The following is a 17,372-nucleotide window of genomic DNA, read 5'->3' on the forward strand; positions in this document are numbered from 1 at the left end:
GTGTGAAACCCCCGGTCCCACCCGCTCCGGCTCAGCGCTCCGCCGGGACAGGCACGGAGGTATGCGTCGGGATCTTCCCGGCGATCCACCGCGCGAACTCGTAGTTCGGCCGCTCGAGGTGCGACAGCGCTCCGGGGGCGGCAAAGCGTGACTGCATGCCCTTCCACACCCGCTCGGTACAACCCCGGTCCTCGTCGTTCACCGCGTCGAGCAGGCCCTTCAGGGCGTCGAAATGCGCCGCCGCCTCCGGGTCTGCGATGAAGTCCGGATGCAGCCCGCCGCCGAAGAGGATCTTCACGTGGCCGGGCCCGTCCGGCGTCAGGCACAGGTACCAGAAATAGCCCGGCGTCAGGGTGATCAGCAGCGAGGGGTAGACCGACAGAAGCCAGGTGCGGTAGCGCTCCTCGCCCTGCAGCGTGGTGTTGCCGGGGTGGGCGATCGACAGGGCGATCGAGTCGTCCTTCAGGATGTGGTGGTAGTTGAACCCTTCAAACCCCTCGGGGCAGGTCATCTTTTTCAGGTCCACCGCGCCGCCGATGGTGCCACCGTGGCACATGGGCAGGTGGTAGCTTTCCATGAAATTCTCGGCGAGGATCTTCCAGTTGGTGTTCCACCGGTGCTCCTCTCGGAAGGTCTCGACGTAGTCCTCCATGGGCAGGTAGCCGACCAGGTCGTCGACCTCGCGCAGCGTCTCGCCGGGCTCGGGCAAGTCGGGGTCGAGCGTGACCATGATCCAGCCCTTCCAGTCCACGCAGCGCACGGCGGGCAGCCGGGTCTGTTCCTTGCAGAAGCCCCTGTTCAGGTCCATCGCCGGAGCCCCGCGCAGGGAGCCGTCGAGGTTGTAGCTCCAGGCGTGGTAGGGGCAGGTGATCGTGCGGGCGTTGCCGCGTCCCTCCAGCAGCACCGACATGCGGTGGCGGCAGACGTTCGACAGCGCGCGCAGCGCGCCGTCCCGGTCGCGCAGGACGATGATCGGCTCTCCCGAAATCTCCATCGTCAGGAAATCGCCCGGCGCCTTCAGGGCGTCCGCCCGCCCGGCGCAGAGCCAGCTCTTGGCAAAGACGTGCTCCTGCTCCAGCGCCAGAAAGTCGTCGGAGGTGTAGACCGAGACTGGCATGGCCCGGGCTTCCTCGAAGGGCACGGCGACATTGGCGCGCAATTCAGCGGCGGGATCGTGGAGGGTCATTCTGTGCTCCGATGCGGCCCCGGGGAGCCGTTTAGAAACCATTCGTCGACGGCGCGCACCGAGCCCGCAAAACGCGCGCCCGTCAAGTCAAACCGGCGTGCCCCCTCCAGCGTGCCATCACGGGCCGTGATCGGGGGGCGCACGAAACACCGTTTGACCGTCCCCGCGGGGACGGCATTTCCTATCGGCGAACAAGCAAGGACAGCGCTCATGACGAAGATCACCCTCTACGGACACCCCGACAGTGGCCACGCCTGCAAGGTGGCGCTGGCCCTCGCGCTGGCCGGGATCGCGCATGAGACCGTCTTCGTCGACATCTGGTCCGCTCCCGAGACCCGCCCTGCCGATTTCCTTGCAGCCAGCCCGCTGGCGCAGGTGCCCGCGCTGGTGATTGACGGCGAGACGATGACGCAATCCGGGGCCATTCTGCTGGAGATCGCGCAGCGCTGGCAGGTGCTGGGCGGCGAGAGCCCTGCCGGGATCCGCCGCGGCGCCGAGCTGCTGATGTGGGAGGCGAACCGCATCGGCATGTGCCTGCCGCAACTCATCGAATCCCGACGGCCCGGCGGCGAGCTGTTCCCCGAGGGCGCGATCGACTGGCTCACCGGACGTTACGAGGCCGACCGCGATAATTTCGACCGGCTGCTCGGCGCGGAGCCGTTCTTTCATGGCGATGCGCCGGGGATCGGCGACTGCGCGATCTGGGGCTACGTGCAATGGCTCGACAAGGCCGGCGTCGCGCCTTCGGAGGCGATGGCGGGCTGGGTCGGGCGCATGCGGGCGCTGCCGCAGATGCGTCCCCGCGGGGACGACTGGTTCCCCTCTTGAGCTCTGCTGGGGAGGGTCAGTCCGCAAGCAGCGGCAGGATCAGCGAGAAGAGCTCGCCCTGCGAGGAGATGCCGCATTTGCGGTAGAGCTGCTTGCGAAAGACCTTCACCGTCTGCGGGCTGAGGTCGAGCCGCAAGGCGATCGACACGGTCGAATGGCCCCGCAGGATCAGCAGCGCCACCTCGGCCTGCCGCGGGCTGAGGCTGATCCGATGCTCGTCCAGCAGCGCGTGGATCAACCTTTCGGTGAGCGCCGCGTCGGTATAGTCGCCGGAGGACGACAGGCCGCCCCATTGCTTTTCGCACAATGCGCAGGCAATCGGGGCTATTTTCTGTGCAAACTCCACGTCACGTTGCGAAAAGCTGCGCGCGGACGAGGCGTCGCGTCCGAGGCAGACATGCACGGATACCCCCTCGGCCGGATTGGCCACATAGGCGATCTCGTCGATCAGCGTGGTGCGCCGGTAGTAGGCCGCGAAATACTCGTTCCGCAGGAAGGCATCGGGCGCGATATCGCGCAGCCGGTAGAGCCCGGCGGGGACCCTCCGCACGTGCAGATCATGGAAGGGGTCCAGAAGGTAAGCTCCTGAAAGATAGTCTTCTTCCAGTCTTTCATGCACCTTCGGCTCGCGCGACTGGGTGAACAGGACCTGCGGCTTTCGGGCCTGGAAGTAAGCCAGCATGGTGGTGTTGTCGATGTCGTAGCTGTGGCTCAGCCACTCGTAGAGCGCGGCGGCGAAATCTTCGCTGCCAAGCGCGGTGATCGCCCTGCCCAGATGGTCCTCGGCGCTGCCTTCGGGACGTTCCATCATACCTCTTTGGGGGTATATACCCCCCGTTTCGCCGGTTTATAGCCTGACCTTCGAGAAACCGGGGGTATAGGGCAAGGGGATTCGATGGCGGATAACGCGGCTCCTTTGACGGCGAATGCGGTCGAGATCGACAACGTGGTGAAGCGCTACGGCTTCGTCACCGCGCTGCACGGCGTGTCGATGCAGATCGGCGACGGCGAGTTCTTCACCCTGCTCGGCCCCTCGGGCTGCGGCAAGACCACGCTGCTGCGCTGCATCGCCGGCTTCGAGGATGTCTCGGAGGGTGCGATCCGCCTCCACGGGCAGGACATCGCGCCGCTGCCGCCGCACAAGCGCGAGGTGAACACCGTCTTCCAGCAATATGCGCTGTTCCCGCATATGACCGTCTCGCAGAACACCAGCTTCGGCCTGCTGCGGCTGGGCTGGAGCGCCGCGGATGCAGAGGCACGGGCCAAACAGGTGCTCGATCTGGTGCAGCTCGGTCAATTCGCCGAGCGCCGCCCGGGGCAGCTCTCGGGTGGGCAGCAGCAGCGCGTCGCGCTGGCCCGTGCACTGGCACCTCGGCCCAAGGTGCTGCTGCTCGACGAGCCGCTCTCGGCGCTCGACCTGAAACTGCGGCAGGCGGTGCGCTCGGAGCTCAAAGCGATCCAGCGCGAGACCGGCATCGCCTTTGTGTTCGTCACCCACGATCAGGAAGAGGCGCTGACCATGTCCGACCGCATCGCGGTGATGTCGGCGGGCCACGTGCAGCAGATCGGCACCCCGCGTGAGATCTATGAGGCACCGAGCAACCGCTTCGTGGCCGACTTCATCGGCGAGACCAACCTGCTTGATGTGACCGTGAGCCGGGTGGCGGATGGCGCGGCCGAGATCCTGCTGCCCGGAGGCGCGCGGCTGAGCTGCCCGGCGGCGCTGGGCGCGCGTGTGGGGCAGGGGCACCTGTCGCTGCGGCCCGAGCGGCTGGGCATTACCATTTCGGGGCAGGGGCAGTTGCAGGCGACGGTCGAGGATCACGTCTACCTCGGCACCGACACGCAGCTGCACATGCGGCTCGGCAGCGGCGAGGCGCTGGTGGTGCGGCTGCAGAACGGCGCGGGGGCGATCCCCGAGCGCGGCGCACGGCTGGGGCTCGAGATCGAGGCGGGCGCGGCGCGCCTGCTGTCGGACTGATGGCCGGCGGCGCGCCGGGGGGCGCTTCCAAGTCGGAGATCTACAAGGGCAACGGGCCGAAGCTGCTTCTGCCCGCCTGGCTGTTCATCGGGGTCTTCCTGGTGATGCCGGTGGCGATCATGGCGATCTACTCCTTCCTGACCAAGGAATTCCGGGGCGGGGTGATCTGGGAGTTCACCCTGGCCGCCTACGACCAGTTCTTCCTTGATCGCGGCCTCTTCGGGGACGAGCCGCCGAGCATCGAGTGGACCTATATCGGCATCTTCTGGCGCTCGATCTGGCAGGCCGGGCTTGCCACGGTGCTCTGCCTGCTGATCGGCTTCCCGACGGCATGGTTCATCGCCACGCGCGATGTGAAGGCGCGCTCGGTCTGGCTGTTCCTGATCACCGTGCCCTACTGGGTGAACCTGCTCATTCGCACCGTGTCGATGAAATTCCTGATCCGCGACACCGGCCCGCTGAACGAGTTCCTGCTGGCGCTCGGGGTGATCGACACGCCGCTGGCGCTGGTAAACACCAATTTCGCGGTGCAGCTGGGGCTCTTCTACAGCTACCTGCCATTCATGGTGCTGCCGATCTACGCCGCCGTCGAGCGCTACGACTTCTCGATGTCCGAGGCGGCGGCGGATCTCTATGCCAGCAGCTGGGCAACGCTGCGGCTGGTGATCCTGCCGGTGGTGAAGCCGGGGATCGTGGCGGGCTGCATCCTGGTTTTCGTGCCCTCGCTGGGGGCGTTTCTTGCGCCCGACCTCTTGGGCGGGGCCAAGACCTTCATGATCGGCTCGCTGATCGAGGAACAGTTCAAGGGCGCGGCGGGCAACTGGCCCTTTGGCGCGGCGGCCTCGATGATCCTGCTGACCATCGTCATGGGCGTGCTGCTGGTGCACGCGCGGGCGCAGACGAAGGGGGAGCGGTGATGGCCAAGCCCGTCGACCTGCGCCGCTTCACCGGCTTTCGCGCGATCACCTGGCTCTGCCTCTTCGTGCTCTATGCGCCGCTGGTGATCGTGGCGATCTACAGCTTCAATGACAGTACCTCGATCACCCGCTGGGGCGGCTTCTCGCTGAAGTGGTACGTGGATGTCTTCACCGGCCCCGAGGCCCCGAAGTTTCGCGACGCGGCGATCAACAGCTTCACCATCGCCATCGGCGCGGCGATCTGCGCCACGCTGATCGCAACCGCAGCCGCCGTGGCGATGAACCGGGCCGGGCGCTTCCGGGGCAAGACCGCCAGCCTCGCGCTGATCAACCTGCCGCTCATGGTGCCCGAGATCGTCACCGCCGTGGCCTCGCTGGTGTTCTTCATCACCATCGGCTTCAAGACCGGGCTGCTGACCATCTTCCTCGCACATATCGTGTTCTGCATCCCCTTCGCCTACCTGCCGATCTCGGCGCGGATGCAGAGCGTGCCGGACATGTACGAGCAGGCGGCGATGGACCTTTACGCCACCCCTTGGGAGGCGTTCCGGCTGGTGCTGCTGCCGCTGATGGTGCCGGGGATCCTCTCGGGGTTCCTCTTGGCCTTCATCATCTCGCTCGACGATTTCCTGATCACGAATTTCGTCAAGGGCGCCGGGGTCGAGACCCTGCCCACGGCGATCTTCGGATCGGTCAAACAGGGCATCAAGCCCAACATCATGGCCATATCGACCCTGCTTCTCGGGGTCTCGGTGGTCTTCGTCACGCTCTCCTGGATCATCGGGCGGGCGGGGCAAACCAAACGATAAAAACCAAAGAAAACATCCAACAGACCAACAGCGGAGACTTTGACATGAAGACCTTCCTCACCACGTCCGTGCTGGCGCTGTCGCTGGCCACTGCCGCCAGCGCCGAGGGCAAGCTCTCGCTCTACCACTGGTTCGAGTACATCCCGCAGGAGCTGCTCGACAAGTTCGCCGCCGAATACGATGTCGAGGTGACCATGGACACCTTCGACAGCAACGAGGCGCTGCTGGCCGCGCTGAAGGCGGGCAAGATGGGCAGCTACGACCTCGCGGTGCCGGGCGACTACATGGTCAAGATCATGGGTGACGAGGGCATGCTCGATACCTTCGAGCCGAGCGAGCTGAGCAACTTCGGCAATATCGAGGACAAGTGGCTGGACGTCGATTTCGACCCGGGCCGCAAGTCGTCGATCCCCTACCAGTGGGGCTCGACCTCCTTCTCGGTGAACAAGGAGGTCTACGACGGCCCGCTCGACAGCCTTTCGCTGATCTTCGAGCCGCCGGCGGAGCTGAAGGGGAAGATCAACGTGCTCGACACCTCGGGCGAGACGCTGACGCTGGCTTCGCTCTACCTCGGCATCCCGCAGTGCAGCTCGGACCGCGAGCAGCTCAAGCAGCTCAACGCGCTGGTGCAGGACGCCAAGCCCGACTGGGCAAGCTTCGGCTCGGACGTGGCCAAGGACGTGCTGGTCTCGGGCGATGCGGCCGCCGGCATGATCTGGTCGGGCTTCTCGGCCAAGGCCCGCGCCGAGGGCGCGCCCATCGAATACGTCTTCCCCAAGGAAGGCATGATCGTCTGGATGGACAACGTGGTGCTGCTGAAGGATGCGCCGAACCGCGACAATGCGCTGAAGTTCATGGACTTCCTGCTCGAGCCCGAGAATGCCGCCGCGGTCACCAACTACGCGCAATACACCGCCGGCGTGAAGGGCGTGGAGGAGTTCCTCGACCCCGAAGTCGCCAATTCCCCGGAATCGAACCCGCCCGCGGATGCCAAGGGTGTCTTCGTCGAGGCCTGCGCGCAGGACGTGCAGGAGATGTACGACGCGATTTGGACCAACCTGAAGAAGTGAACACCTGAAAAGTGACGATGAAACTTGCCCTCTACCAGGGTCCGCCGATCGGCGGTGATCTCGAGGCGGGGTTCTCCCGCCTCGAGACGCAACTCAAGGCGGCGGCAGCCGCAGGAGCGCGGCTGCTGATCGCGCCCGAGCTCTTCCTGCCGGGCTACAACCGGCCCGACCTGCACGGCACCCTGTCGCAGCCGCGCGGCGGGGCGTGGTGCCAGCGTCTTTCGGCCATGGCGCGTGACGCCGGATGCGGCCTCTGCCTCGGCTGGGCCGAGCGCGACGGCGACACGGTCTACAACTCGGCCACCTGCTGGGACGCCACCGGCGCCGAGGTCGGCCATTACCGCAAGATCCAGCTCTTCGGCCCGATGGAGAAGGCCAGCTTTGCTCCGGGCGATGCCTATTGCCTGTTCGAGCTGGAGGGTCTGACGACCGCGATGCTGATCTGCTACGACGTGGAATTTGCGCCGCACGTGAAGGCGCTTGCTGCACGTGGCGCCGAATTGATCCTCGTGCCCACCGCCAATCCGGCGGGCTTCGAGCATGTCTCCAACGTCTTCGTCCCCGCCCGCGCGGCGGAGTCGGACGTCACCATTGCCTACGCAAATTTCTGCGGCACCGATGACGGTCTCGATTTTGGCGGGAATTCCGTCATTGCCGCCCCCGACGCCCGTCTCATTGCGAAGGCCGGGACCGGCGAGACGCTGCTGATCGCCGAGGTCGGCGCGCCCATCGCGCCCGAGCTCCGCTCCACCCAAATCCAGGACTACAGGGAGGTCTAACCCATGTCGCTCGATCTCGACATTTCCACCGATGGCGTGCTCACCGCCGACACCAACCTCGTCCAAAGCTGGGCCGACCTCAATGCGCTCAAGCAGTCGGGTGCGCGCACGGTCATCGTCAGCGCCGAGGGCGCCATGGTGCGCGACAGCGAGGGCAACGAGCTGATCGACGGCATCGGCGGGCTGTGGTGTGTCAACGCCGGGCACCGCCGCACCGAGATCATCGACGCGATCAAGGAGCAGCTCGACACGCTCGACTTCTACTCGACCTTCTACAACTTCACCCACCCCGCGGCGGCTGCGTTGGCCGTGAAGCTGGCCGAGCTGGCGCCGGGCACCCTCAACAAGGTGCATTTCGGAAACTCCGGCTCGGTCGCCAACGAGACCGCGATCCGTATCCTGCACCACTATTACAACCGTCTCGGACAGCCGCAGAAGAAGCGCATCCTGTCGCGCCATGGCGCATACCACGGTTCGACCAACCTCGCGGTGGCGATGACCACCCCGGGCTATTCCGAAGGCTGGGACAAGTCCGGTGAGCTGGTGCATCACCTGCGCTGCCCGCACCATTGGCGCGAGGGCGGCGAGATGACCGAGGCGGAGTTCCTCGGCGTGCTGAAGCAGGACCTGCTCGACACCATCCAGCATTACGGAGCCGAGACCATCGCCTGCATGATCGCAGAGCCGATCATGGGCGCCGGCGGCGTCATCGTCCCGCCCGAGGGCTACCACACCGAGATGGCCGCGATCTGCCGCGCCCATGACATCAAATACGTGACCGACGAGGTGGTGACCGCCTTTGGCCGGCTCGGGCATTTCTTCGCCTCGAAGGATGTCTTCGGGGTGCAGCCCGATATCATCAACACCGCCAAGGGGCTCACCTCGGGCTACCAGCCGCTGTCGGCCACCATCATGTCGGACGAGATCCATGAGGTGATCTCGGGCCCGGGCGGCATGTTCTTCCACGGCATGACCTACTCGGGCCACCCGGCCGCCGCCGCCGCGGGGCTGGCCAATATCGCGCTGATGGAGCGGGAGCAGATCCCCGAGCGGGTGCGCACCTCGGGCAAGCGCTTCGAGGCGCTGCTGCGGCAACTTGAAGAGTTCGACATCGTCGGCGAGGTGCGCGGCAGCCACTTCATGATCGGCATCGAGTTCGTGAAGGACAAGGCGACCAAGGCACCCTTCGCGCCCGAGGAGCTGATCGGCCTGCGCGTCGCGCGCGAGGCGCAGAAGCGCGGGCTGATCGCGCGCCCGCTCGGCAATATCCTGATCCTGTCGCCCACGCTGATCATGGATGACGCGATGATCGACCGGGTTGCGGACATTCTGCGCGAGAGCATTGCTGCATTGCAGAGCAGCCTGTGACAAATTGACCGTGAGCGGGGCGTGCAGCGTCCCGCTCGCGTCTGACCTGTGGTAAGGGTTGGGCAGTACTATCCTGCTTGGAAGGAGCCCAGACATGGATAAGCCGACCCCCCGCAAGACCACCACGCGTAGCCAGTCGACCTCGTCGCGGGGCACCGCCACCCGCCGCCGGACGCCCGCGAAATCCGCCGCGGTGAGCCCGTCCACCGCGGCAACTTCCGTGGCAAAAGAGACACCTGAGGTGACCGAAGCGGCCCCCGCGCCGACCCCCGAAGCGCCCAAGGTGCCGGCCCCCGCGCCGGTCGAGGCGGCGGCTCCGGCGGCTCCCGCGGCGGAGAAGCCGGCCCCGAAACAGCGTGCCGCGCCGCGTCGCAAGCCTGCCGAATCGAGCAAACCCGCAGCCAAGCCCGCCGCGCCCAAGCCGGTGGCCGCGAAACCTGCGGCAGCGAAATCCGCCGCGCCGAAACCAGCCGCGCCGAAACCCGCCGCCAAGGCGGCCGTGGCCAGCCCGTCGGCCCCTGCCGAGCAAAGCCTGCGGGTGAGCTGGAACCTCGAGCCCTATGCGGCGACCGGTATCGTCGACACCATGCTGGACATCGGCGCGGAGTTGCAGAGCTTCACCGCCGAGCGGGTGCGCGAGGACGTGGCAACCCAGCACCGTATCCTGCACTGCAAGAGCCCTGCCGAGCTGATCCGCATCCAGAGCGCCTTCTTCCAGAAGGCCAGCGAGGACTACCGTGCACATTGGGGCCGACTCGCCGAACTGGGCGGCAAGCTCTCGGTCATCCCCGGCTGATCCCGTTTCCTGCCCGCGCCCTTCCGGACCTCGGACGGGGCGCGGGGCTTGGAGGCGCAGCGCCCGCGCCTTCCGTCATTCTTCCCGCGTGAGCAACTCCGAAAGCGCCGGCGTCAGCGCCGCGGCGATCTCTTCGTGGGCGGCGGGGCTGAGCGCCTCTGCGGCGGCGGCGGCCTCGAAATCTGCAAAAATCATCCCCTCGGTACCCGCCTGCAGGCTGCCTGCGGAAAGCGGACGGTCGAGCAGCGCCGCGGCGCGCGGGCGCAGCGCCTCGATCATGCCGCGCTCGATGAACAGCGGTGCGGGGGACAGGGCGTTCACATGGGTCTCGGGTGGCGTGTGACCCGCGGCCCAGAGCACCACGGCACGCCCGCCGAGCAGCGTCAGAAGGTGCTTCATCCGCGCCACCCAGGCCAGTCGCAGCTCGGCGGTGACCTCGGCGAAACGCTCTTCGGAGATCTCGCGCAGCCGACCCAGCATGTGCAGGGTGAAATGGAACTCGGTGAAGTCCACCTCTGGAAAGAGCTGCTGCAGCCGGTCCGAGGCTCGCAGGAAGCGGTCGTTGCGCCGCGGATGCACGCCGTAGAAGCGGTTCGACATGTTCTGCGCCCCCATCACCTGGATCACGCAGAGATCGGCACGGGCGGCGAGGTTCAGCACCGCCGGATCGCCGATATAGAGATCGATACCGGCATTGATCACGCCGAGATTGACGCAGGGCAGGGGGATCCCGGCGTCGTCCAGCGCCCGTTCGACCAGCGCCCGTTCGACCAGTGCCGGAAAGGGCGACTCCACGAAGCGTCCGAAGGTTTCGGCGCCGCCCAGAAAGGCCACGTAGCGCCCGTCCAGCGCCCGTTTCGGCCCCCGGAACAGCAACCGCGACTTGCCATAGCGGCACGGAAAATATTCCAGAGCACCCTGAAAGGACCCGGCAACGGACATGACGCCCCCCAATCTGATTCCCATTCACCCGGCGTCAGGATCGGCATCCCGCCCCAACAATTCGCTAATGCGAAAATGCGCACAAAAATTGCCGGGCTTCCGCTTGCGGCGGGCCCGGGCAGGGGCATAAGGTTGCCGCGCATGAGAGCAGGGTAGGGTCCATGGAAATCAAGAGCATCGGTGTCATCGGCGCGGGCCAGATGGGCAATGGCATCGCCCATGTCATGGCGCTTGCGGGCTACGAGGTGCGCCTGTCGGACGTCAGCCAGGAGTCGCTGGACGCCGCGGTCGAGCTGATCACCCGCAACCTCGACCGGCAGGTCAGCCGCGAGAAGATCAGCGCCGAGGCGCGCGACACCGCGCTGGCGAAGATTTCCACCACGCTCGACACCGTCGAGATCGCCCATACCGACCTGGTGATCGAGGCCGCCACCGAGCAGGAAGCGGTGAAGACCAAGATCTTCGAGGGGCTGGTGCCGCACCTGCTGCCGCACACCATCCTGACCTCGAACACCTCGTCGATCTCGATCACCCGGCTCGCCTCGCGCACCGACCGCCCCGAGAAATTCCTCGGGTTCCACTTCATGAACCCGGTGCCGGTGATGCAGCTGGTCGAGCTGATCCGTGGCATCGCCACCGACGAGCCGACCTACCGGGCCTGCCTGAAGGTGGTCGAGAACCTCGGCAAGACCGCCGCCTCGGCCGAGGATTTCCCGGCCTTCATCGTCAACCGTATCCTGGTGCCGATGATCAACGAGGCGGTCTACACGCTCTACGAGGGCGTCGGCAACGTGCGGTCGATCGACATGGCGATGAAGCTCGGCGCGAACCACCCGATGGGCCCGCTGGAACTGGCGGATTTCATCGGCCTCGACACCTGCCTCGCGATCATGAACGTGCTGCACGACGGGCTGGCGGATACCAAGTACCGTCCCTGCCCGCTGCTCACCAAATACGTCGAGGCCGGCTGGCTCGGTCGCAAGACCAAGCGCGGCTTCTACGACTACCGCGGCGACGAGCCGGTGCCGACGCGCTGAGGCGCCGCCCGCCGCTTCTTCTCTTTGAAAATACGCCGGGGGTGAATTGGCCATCGGCCAAGAGGGGGCAGCGCCCCCTCTTTTTCCTTCTACGCTGCGAAGCGACTCGCGCGGAGCCTACCCCTTCAGCGCCAGCGTCCTTTCACGCAGCCAGGCGACGAACTCGCGCTGGTTGCCGGACCAGTCGCGCACGTCCTCGGGGCTGATCGGAGCGCCGACCACAGGGCGCTGCGGCTTGCCGCAGGCGTGGATCACCTCGTGGATCAGCAAGCCCTGGCGCACTGTCGGCGAGACGCGGTTGGCGATCTGATAGGCGCGGCTGTTCTGTCCGGGGAAATAGATCGGCACCACGGTGGCGCCGGAGCGCTGGATCATCTTCGCGGTGAACGGATTCCACACCGCTTCGATTGCGGCACCGAACATCGACTCGGAGGAGGCCACGACGCCCGAGGGAAACAGCGCGATCACCCCGCCGCGCTTCAGATGATCCATGGCCGTCGCGCGCATCTCGAGACTCTGCTCGCGCGCCGTCTCCTCGTGCGGGAAGGGTACGGGGATCATGAACTGACCGATCTCCTGCACACCGGTGAGCAGCGAGCGGGTGAGGATCTTGTAGTCGGTGCGCACCCGGCCGATCAGCTCGGCGAGGACCATTCCGTCAACCAGCCCGTGCGGATGGTTGGCGACGACGATCACCGGCCCCTCCTTGGGGATGCGCGCGATCTGCTCGGCGGGGGTCTGAAGTTCGATCCGCATCATCTTCAGCGCCTGCGCCCAGAACGCCTGCCCCTCGGGCACACCGGCGCGCTCGAAGCGGCGCACCAGTCGGATCAGCGGGATCTTTCCGGTCAGCCACTCCAGCGCACGGATGGTGTTGGCCTTCCACGGGTTGGTGAAGGTGTTGGCGTAGCTGAGTTTGCGCTTGTCATAGGGCGCCGCGGGCGTCGGCAGGGCGGGGTCCTGCGTGGCCGAGGCGTCATGGCTGTCAAGCATGTGCCTACCCTGCTTTTTCATGCACCCACCCGGGGCGTCGGTTGTGCCGTCAATTGTCCTCGCCGAAGCGGTTGGCAACCAGCGCCTCCAGCGCGTCGGCAAGCGCAGCGGCGTCCGGTCCGGAGGTTTCGACTTCAATAGAGCTTCCCTTGGAAGCTGCCAACATCAAAAGCCCCATGATGCTGTCGCCGCCGGCGCTCATCCCGTCCTTGGACACTTCCGCGTGGGCGTCGAACCCCTCGACCACCTCGACCAGCTTGGCCGATGCGCGGGCATGCAGCCCCTTTTCGTTGACGATGTTCAACACGCGGCGAACAGAGGTATCACTCATCTTCAGTCTCTTGGTTGCGGGGCCATCGCGCGGCACCTGAAACGGCTCTAGACCGGATCGGGCCTGACGTTCTGGCTGTCAATGTATTTCCGCCCGGCCTCGAGCGCGCCGCGCACGGCGTCGGGCACGGGCAGTTGCCGGGTCTTCGCGAGCTTGATCAGCATCGGCAGGTTCATCCCGTAGAGGATGCGGCGGTTCTCGGGCTGGCAGGCCAGCAGGCTCAGGTTCGACGGCGAGCCGCCGAAGAGATCGGTGACCAGCACCACGCCGTCACCGGTGTCGACCCGGTCCGCTGCTTCGCAGATCTCCGATTGTTTCTTGCCGCGATCGTGATCGGCTTCGATCGAGATCGCCATGATTCCGGGCTGAGCCCCGACCACATGTTCAACGGCCGAAAGGTATTCCTTTGCCAGCCCACCATGCGCCACGATCACGATGCCGATCACGCCTGCGACCTCTCGTCCAGTCCAGTTGCCACGCCCTTGGCGGCCAGGCCGCGGCGTTCGAGTTCCCGGTGCCTAGTTGACACCTGCCAGCCCTGCTCTGCAAGGGCACGCGCGACGGTTTCGGTCACAGTGACGGAACGATGTTGTCCGCCGGTACAGCCGAAGCCGAAAGAGAGATGCGCCTTGCCCTCGTCGGTGCATGCCGGGAGGAGAAAGACGGCAAGATCGATCACCTTTTGGAGGAATGGGGCGAAGCGCGGGTCGGATTCGACATGGGTCTGCACCGGCGTGTCGAGCCCTGTGAGCGGGCGGAGCTCGGGCACCCAATGCGGGTTGTCGAGGAAGCGGCAGTCGAAGACCATGTCGAGCCCCTGTGGCAGACCCCGCTTGTAGGAAAAACTCTCGACCGAAACGGCGAGCTGCTGCGCCTGTTCGCCGGCAAACCAGATCGCGAGCTGGGCGCGCAGCTCGTGCGGGCTCATCTCGGAGGTGTCGATCAGGATGTCGGCGGCGGCACGCGCCTGCTCGAGCAGCGCCAGCTCGCGGGTGATGCCCTCGGTGTAGGCACTGTCGGGGGCGAGCGGGTGGCGGCGGCGGGTCTCGGAATAGCGCCGCGCCAGCACCGTCGGCGCGGCGTCGAGATAGAGCAGCTGCGGGCTGATCTGCGGCTGACAGGTCAGCGCGGCCTGCAGCTCCAGCAGGCCCTCGACGGTGAAGTCTCGGTTGCGGATGTCGACGCCGAGCGCCAGCGGCCGGTCCAGCGTGGGGCCTTCGAGCAGGCGCGGGATCAGGCCCAGCGGGATATTGTCGATGGCTTCAAAACCGAAATCCTCCAGCGCGTTGATCGCGGTGGAGCGCCCGGCGCCCGAGGGGCCGGTGACCAGCACCACGTGCTGGGGTGCTTTCGGCGAGTCATCCATGCTGCGGATCCCTTGTTGCACCCTTCAGATATTGAACGAGCGCTGCGGGAAAATAGGGATGCGCGGCATTGTGAAGCAAGGGGAGATTTTGCGACTGCAGCATGATTTCTCGGCATGGCGGCATGCGGTCGGTCTCCGGCGTGTCGAGGTCGAGCACGGCGAAGACCTCGGCGCGGGGCAAGTGCTCGGCGCGCAGAAGGCCCAGTCCGCGTGCCTCGATAAGTCCGGCGAGCGGGGCAGGGGGGGTGGCCCAGAGCGTGCCGTCCTCGTGGGTCAGCACAACACGATCATCCGCCACCAGCCGCGCGCCACGCGCCATCATCTCGAGCGCCAGCCCCGACTTTCCCGCACCGGATGCGCCGAGGATCAGCAGCGCGCGCCCCTCCACCGCCACCGCGGTGGCGTGGAGGATCAGCGGATGCGGAGGGCTCATGGGATCAGACGGGCAGGCCGACGACGAAACGCGCGCCGAGCGGCTCGGAGGTGATGTCCGCCTCGGTCGGGCGGATGTTCTCGGCCCAGATCACCCCGCCATGCGCCTCGACGATCTGCTTCGAGATGGCGAGGCCGAGGCCGGAATTGTTGCCGAAGTCGTTCTCGGGACGCTGCGAGTAGAAGCGCTTGAAAATCTTCTGCAGCGCCTCCTCGGGGATGCCGGGGCCGGTATCCTCGACCACCACCAGCACGCGGTTGTCGCGGCGTCGGGCCCAGACACGGATCGCATCGCCGTCCTCGCAGAAGGAGATGGCGTTGGTGATCAGGTTGACGAAGACCTGCGCGAGGCGCGGCTCCAGCCCGTTGATGCGGATCGGCTTCTCGGGCAGGTCGGTGATGAACTCTATGCCCTTCTTGCGGGCGTCCTCGCCGAGGAACTGGCCAAGGTTGCCGAGCATCTCCAGCAGGTTGAACTCCTGTTCCTCTTCCTTGACCAGCTCGGAGTCGAGGCGCGAGGCGTTGGAGATGTCCGAGACCAGCCGGTCGAGGCGCCGCACGTCGTGCTCGATCACGTTGAGCAGCTTGTCGCGGTGTTCGTCCTTCTTGACGATGCGCAGGCTGCCGATCGCCGAGCGCAGGCTGGCCAGCGGGTTCTTGATCTCATGCGCCACGTCCGCGGCAAACTGCTCGTTGGCGTCGATCCGGTCGTAGAGCGCGGCGACCATGCCGCGCAGAGCACCCGAAAGACGGCCGATCTCGTCGGGGCGGGCGGTCAGGTCGGGGATGCGGATGCGGCGCGAATTGCCCTGCGACTTGTTGCGGTCGCGGCCGATCTCGGCGGCATCGGCCAGATCGGAAATCGGGTTGGCGATGGTCGAAGCCAGCACGAGGCTGAGGCCGATGGAGACCAGCGTCGCGATGACGAACATTTGCAGCACGCGTTCGCGCTCGGCGCTCACCGCGGAGTCGATCTCGGGCGCGGCGGCGACGAGTGCGACGCTGCCGATGATGTTGGTGCCCTGGCGGATCGGGGAAAAGGCGGTGAACAGTGTCTCGCCTGCCTCGCCGGTCCCGGCCTCGACGCGCGCCGTGGCGGGATCGCCCGCCTCGATCTGCTGGCGCAGCCGGTCTTCAAGGTCGAGCGCCGGGGGCTGCTGGAAGTAGGAGAAGAGGCCGGAAATCCCCTGCCAGAGCTGGTCGAGGAAGTTGGAGATCATCGTGTCGCGCCCGGCGGCGGGGCCGGTCGCCAGCGCGGGCGGTCCGCCCGCTTCGCCGACGAGGAAGCTGCCCGCGTCGAAGATCATCACCTTGGTGCCCCGGCGCAGCTCGAGGCTTCCGATCGTGGCGGCCACGTCGATGCCGTCTGACGAGCCGAGGCTGACCGGCACACCCTCGGGCAGCTGCATCTCGAAGACATCGGCGATCAGCTCTGCCTGGGCGAGCGTCGCATCGGCGCGCTGCAGGGCGAGCGTGTCGCGCGAGGAATTCAGCCACAGGATACCCGCAGCCAGCACGTTCAACGCGATGAGGTTGAACGTGATGATCTTGCGCGTCAGCGGGGACCGGTTGAGGGAAAAGAGGGAGCGCCGGGCACGGCTGTCCCGCAATTCCTTTTCTACGGTGCTGTCCGGGGCGATCCAGTCATCCCCGAGAACAACATCGGCGTCCTGCCTGTCGCCCGACTCTTCGTCGCGCATCGAGATCCTTTCGGCCAAGGCCATCGCTTACTCTTCGTTGTAACGATACCCGATGCCATAGAGCGTTTCGATGGCCGAGAAGTCCTCGTCCACGGTCCGCATCTTCTTGCGCAGGCGCTTGATGTGGCTGTCGATGGTGCGGTCGTCGACGTAGACCTGATCGTCGTAGGCGACATCCATCAGCTGGTCGCGCGACTTCACGAAGCCGGGCCGTTGGGCGAGCGCCTGCAACAGCAGGAATTCGGTCACGGTGAGCGAGACGTCCTTGCCCTTCCAGCTGACCGCATGGCGCAGCGGGTCCATGGTGAGCGAGCCGCGGGTCATCAGCTTGGTGTCCTCGGTATCCCCAACGACTTCACCAGCCTGAGCTTCCTGACGGCGCAGGAGCGCGCGGATGCGCTCGACCAGCAGGCGCTGGCTGAACGGCTTCTTGACGTAGTCGTCCGCGCCCATGCGCAGGCCGAGAACCTCGTCGATCTCGTCGTCCTTGGACGTGAGGAAGATCACCGGCATGCGCGATTTCTGACGCACGCGCTGCAGCAGATCCATCCCGTCCATGCGCGGCATCTTGATGTCGAAAACAGCCATGTCGGGCATCTTCTTGCTGAACGCATCCAGCGCAGACTGCCCGTCATTGTAAGTCTCGACTTCGAACCCTTCCGCCTCGAGTGTCATGGACACGGATGTCAGGATGTTCCTGTCATCGTCCACCAGGGCGATTTTAGACATAGCACTTCATCCTTGTACTGCTCTGTTATGCCTTCTTTTTCCGACGAGTATGCGAAGTTTCTGATTGTTCAACAATCCCATACCGCGAATCAGTGCAGAGCTGCGACT

The 17,372-nt window shown here is 66.0% G+C and carries 19 protein-coding genes; 9 read left to right on the forward strand and 10 right to left on the reverse strand.

All coding sequences use genetic code 11. The features are described 5' to 3' along the window. Positions 1-31: 31 nt before the first annotated feature. Positions 32-1,186, reverse strand: a complete 1,155-nt coding sequence (locus tag BM397_RS16540; RefSeq protein WP_092426093.1) for an SRPBCC family protein — start codon at positions 1,184-1,186, stop codon at positions 32-34. Positions 1,187-1,396: 210 nt separating this feature from the next. Here BM397_RS16540 and BM397_RS16545 point away from each other — a divergent pair, with 210 nt between their 5' ends. Further along, positions 1,397-2,014, forward strand: a complete 618-nt coding sequence (locus BM397_RS16545) for a glutathione S-transferase family protein (protein ID WP_092426095.1) — start codon at positions 1,397-1,399, stop codon at positions 2,012-2,014. A 16-nt stretch (positions 2,015-2,030) separates the two neighbouring features. On the opposite strand, the gene BM397_RS16550 is transcribed toward BM397_RS16545, so the two are convergent. Continuing rightward, complete coding sequence (locus tag BM397_RS16550; RefSeq protein WP_092426097.1) at positions 2,031-2,822, reverse strand: helix-turn-helix transcriptional regulator; 792 nt, start codon at positions 2,820-2,822, stop codon at positions 2,031-2,033. 87 nt (positions 2,823-2,909) lie between these two features. Between BM397_RS16550 and BM397_RS16555 the strand changes: the two genes are divergently transcribed. From BM397_RS16555 to BM397_RS29730, 7 genes are all read left to right on the forward strand, one after another. After that, on the forward strand, positions 2,910-3,995 hold the full coding sequence (locus tag BM397_RS16555) for an ABC transporter ATP-binding protein (RefSeq protein ID WP_092426099.1): 1,086 nt from the start codon (positions 2,910-2,912) through the stop codon (positions 3,993-3,995). After that, positions 3,995-4,912: an ABC transporter permease gene (locus BM397_RS16560; protein WP_092426101.1), complete on the forward strand. Its 918-nt coding sequence runs from the start codon at positions 3,995-3,997 to the stop codon at positions 4,910-4,912. Before BM397_RS16555 ends, BM397_RS16560 begins: the two co-directional genes overlap by 1 nt. Continuing rightward, positions 4,912-5,721 carry an ABC transporter permease gene (locus BM397_RS16565; RefSeq protein ID WP_092426104.1) on the forward strand — a complete coding sequence of 270 codons (810 nt, stop codon included), beginning with the start codon at positions 4,912-4,914 and terminating at the stop codon, positions 5,719-5,721. Before BM397_RS16560 ends, BM397_RS16565 begins: the two co-directional genes overlap by 1 nt. A gap of 44 nt (positions 5,722-5,765) precedes the next feature. Beyond that, on the forward strand, positions 5,766-6,791 hold the full coding sequence (locus BM397_RS16570; protein ID WP_092426106.1) for an extracellular solute-binding protein: 1,026 nt from the start codon (positions 5,766-5,768) through the stop codon (positions 6,789-6,791). A gap of 17 nt (positions 6,792-6,808) precedes the next feature. Continuing rightward, entirely contained in the window at positions 6,809-7,570 is a 762-nt protein-coding gene (locus BM397_RS16575) for a carbon-nitrogen hydrolase family protein (protein ID WP_092426108.1), read from the forward strand. Between the two features lie 3 nt (positions 7,571-7,573). Next, on the forward strand, positions 7,574-8,938 hold the full coding sequence (locus tag BM397_RS16580; protein ID WP_092426110.1) for an aminotransferase class III-fold pyridoxal phosphate-dependent enzyme: 1,365 nt from the start codon (positions 7,574-7,576) through the stop codon (positions 8,936-8,938). Positions 8,939-9,032: 94 nt separating this feature from the next. After that, positions 9,033-9,734, forward strand: coding sequence for a phasin family protein (locus BM397_RS29730; RefSeq protein WP_245696106.1), 702 nt, complete (start codon positions 9,033-9,035; stop codon positions 9,732-9,734). A 75-nt stretch (positions 9,735-9,809) separates the two neighbouring features. On the opposite strand, the gene BM397_RS16595 is transcribed toward BM397_RS29730, so the two are convergent. After that, positions 9,810-10,676, reverse strand: coding sequence for a DUF6473 family protein (locus BM397_RS16595; RefSeq protein ID WP_092426112.1), 867 nt, complete (start codon positions 10,674-10,676; stop codon positions 9,810-9,812). A 161-nt stretch (positions 10,677-10,837) separates the two neighbouring features. Between BM397_RS16595 and BM397_RS16600 the strand changes: the two genes are divergently transcribed. Next, positions 10,838-11,713 (forward strand): 3-hydroxybutyryl-CoA dehydrogenase, encoded by an 876-nt coding sequence (locus BM397_RS16600; protein WP_092426114.1) that lies wholly within the window; start codon positions 10,838-10,840, stop codon positions 11,711-11,713. 117 nt (positions 11,714-11,830) lie between these two features. On the opposite strand, the gene BM397_RS16605 is transcribed toward BM397_RS16600, so the two are convergent. Genes BM397_RS16605 through BM397_RS16635 form a run of 7 tightly spaced genes read right to left on the reverse strand, consistent with a single transcriptional unit; the run spans position 11,831 to position 17,264 of the window. After that, positions 11,831-12,706 carry a lysophospholipid acyltransferase family protein gene (locus tag BM397_RS16605; protein WP_092426116.1) on the reverse strand — a complete coding sequence of 292 codons (876 nt, stop codon included), beginning with the start codon at positions 12,704-12,706 and terminating at the stop codon, positions 11,831-11,833. Positions 12,707-12,755: 49 nt separating this feature from the next. Beyond that, entirely contained in the window at positions 12,756-13,037 is a 282-nt protein-coding gene (locus tag BM397_RS16610) for an HPr family phosphocarrier protein (RefSeq protein WP_092426118.1), read from the reverse strand. Positions 13,038-13,084: 47 nt separating this feature from the next. Continuing rightward, positions 13,085-13,483, reverse strand: coding sequence for a PTS sugar transporter subunit IIA (locus BM397_RS16615; RefSeq protein WP_092426120.1), 399 nt, complete (start codon positions 13,481-13,483; stop codon positions 13,085-13,087). Beyond that, on the reverse strand, positions 13,480-14,403 hold the full coding sequence (rapZ, locus tag BM397_RS16620) for an RNase adapter RapZ (protein WP_092426123.1): 924 nt from the start codon (positions 14,401-14,403) through the stop codon (positions 13,480-13,482). The genes BM397_RS16615 and rapZ overlap by 4 nt, the downstream gene beginning before the upstream one ends. Further along, positions 14,396-14,836, reverse strand: coding sequence for an HPr kinase/phosphorylase (locus tag BM397_RS16625; protein WP_092426125.1), 441 nt, complete (start codon positions 14,834-14,836; stop codon positions 14,396-14,398). Before BM397_RS16625 ends, rapZ begins: the two co-directional genes overlap by 8 nt. Positions 14,837-14,840: 4 nt before the next feature. Next, complete coding sequence (locus tag BM397_RS16630; protein WP_092426127.1) at positions 14,841-16,559, reverse strand: sensor histidine kinase; 1,719 nt, start codon at positions 16,557-16,559, stop codon at positions 14,841-14,843. A gap of 3 nt (positions 16,560-16,562) precedes the next feature. After that, on the reverse strand, positions 16,563-17,264 hold the full coding sequence (locus BM397_RS16635) for a response regulator transcription factor (protein ID WP_092426129.1): 702 nt from the start codon (positions 17,262-17,264) through the stop codon (positions 16,563-16,565). Between the last annotated feature and the right edge of the window lie 108 nt (positions 17,265-17,372).

The organism is Alloyangia pacifica (genome assembly GCF_900116195.1).
Taxonomy (GTDB): domain Bacteria; phylum Pseudomonadota; class Alphaproteobacteria; order Rhodobacterales; family Rhodobacteraceae; genus Salipiger; species Salipiger pacificus.

What these genes read in the sequence shown, in the direction of transcription:
- BM397_RS16540 (WP_092426093.1), bottom strand. Translation starts at nt 1,186, where the DNA reads ATGACCCTCCACGATCCCGCCGCTGAATTGCGCGCCAATGTCGCCGTG.
- BM397_RS16545 (WP_092426095.1), top strand. Translation starts at nt 1,397, where the DNA reads ATGACGAAGATCACCCTCTACGGACACCCCGACAGTGGCCACGCCTGC.
- BM397_RS16550 (WP_092426097.1), bottom strand. Translation starts at nt 2,822, where the DNA reads ATGGAACGTCCCGAAGGCAGCGCCGAGGACCATCTGGGCAGGGCGATC.
- BM397_RS16555 (WP_092426099.1), top strand. Translation starts at nt 2,910, where the DNA reads ATGGCGGATAACGCGGCTCCTTTGACGGCGAATGCGGTCGAGATCGAC.
- BM397_RS16560 (WP_092426101.1), top strand. Translation starts at nt 3,995, where the DNA reads ATGGCCGGCGGCGCGCCGGGGGGCGCTTCCAAGTCGGAGATCTACAAG.
- BM397_RS16565 (WP_092426104.1), top strand. Translation starts at nt 4,912, where the DNA reads ATGGCCAAGCCCGTCGACCTGCGCCGCTTCACCGGCTTTCGCGCGATC.
- BM397_RS16570 (WP_092426106.1), top strand. Translation starts at nt 5,766, where the DNA reads ATGAAGACCTTCCTCACCACGTCCGTGCTGGCGCTGTCGCTGGCCACT.
- BM397_RS16575 (WP_092426108.1), top strand. Translation starts at nt 6,809, where the DNA reads ATGAAACTTGCCCTCTACCAGGGTCCGCCGATCGGCGGTGATCTCGAG.
- BM397_RS16580 (WP_092426110.1), top strand. Translation starts at nt 7,574, where the DNA reads ATGTCGCTCGATCTCGACATTTCCACCGATGGCGTGCTCACCGCCGAC.
- BM397_RS29730 (WP_245696106.1), top strand. Translation starts at nt 9,033, where the DNA reads ATGGATAAGCCGACCCCCCGCAAGACCACCACGCGTAGCCAGTCGACC.
- BM397_RS16595 (WP_092426112.1), bottom strand. Translation starts at nt 10,676, where the DNA reads ATGTCCGTTGCCGGGTCCTTTCAGGGTGCTCTGGAATATTTTCCGTGC.
- BM397_RS16600 (WP_092426114.1), top strand. Translation starts at nt 10,838, where the DNA reads ATGGAAATCAAGAGCATCGGTGTCATCGGCGCGGGCCAGATGGGCAAT.
- BM397_RS16605 (WP_092426116.1), bottom strand. Translation starts at nt 12,706, where the DNA reads ATGCTTGACAGCCATGACGCCTCGGCCACGCAGGACCCCGCCCTGCCG.
- BM397_RS16610 (WP_092426118.1), bottom strand. Translation starts at nt 13,037, where the DNA reads ATGAGTGATACCTCTGTTCGCCGCGTGTTGAACATCGTCAACGAAAAG.
- rapZ (WP_092426123.1), bottom strand. Translation starts at nt 14,403, where the DNA reads ATGGATGACTCGCCGAAAGCACCCCAGCACGTGGTGCTGGTCACCGGC.
- BM397_RS16625 (WP_092426125.1), bottom strand. Translation starts at nt 14,836, where the DNA reads ATGAGCCCTCCGCATCCGCTGATCCTCCACGCCACCGCGGTGGCGGTG.
- BM397_RS16630 (WP_092426127.1), bottom strand. Translation starts at nt 16,559, where the DNA reads ATGGCCTTGGCCGAAAGGATCTCGATGCGCGACGAAGAGTCGGGCGAC.
- BM397_RS16635 (WP_092426129.1), bottom strand. Translation starts at nt 17,264, where the DNA reads ATGTCTAAAATCGCCCTGGTGGACGATGACAGGAACATCCTGACATCC.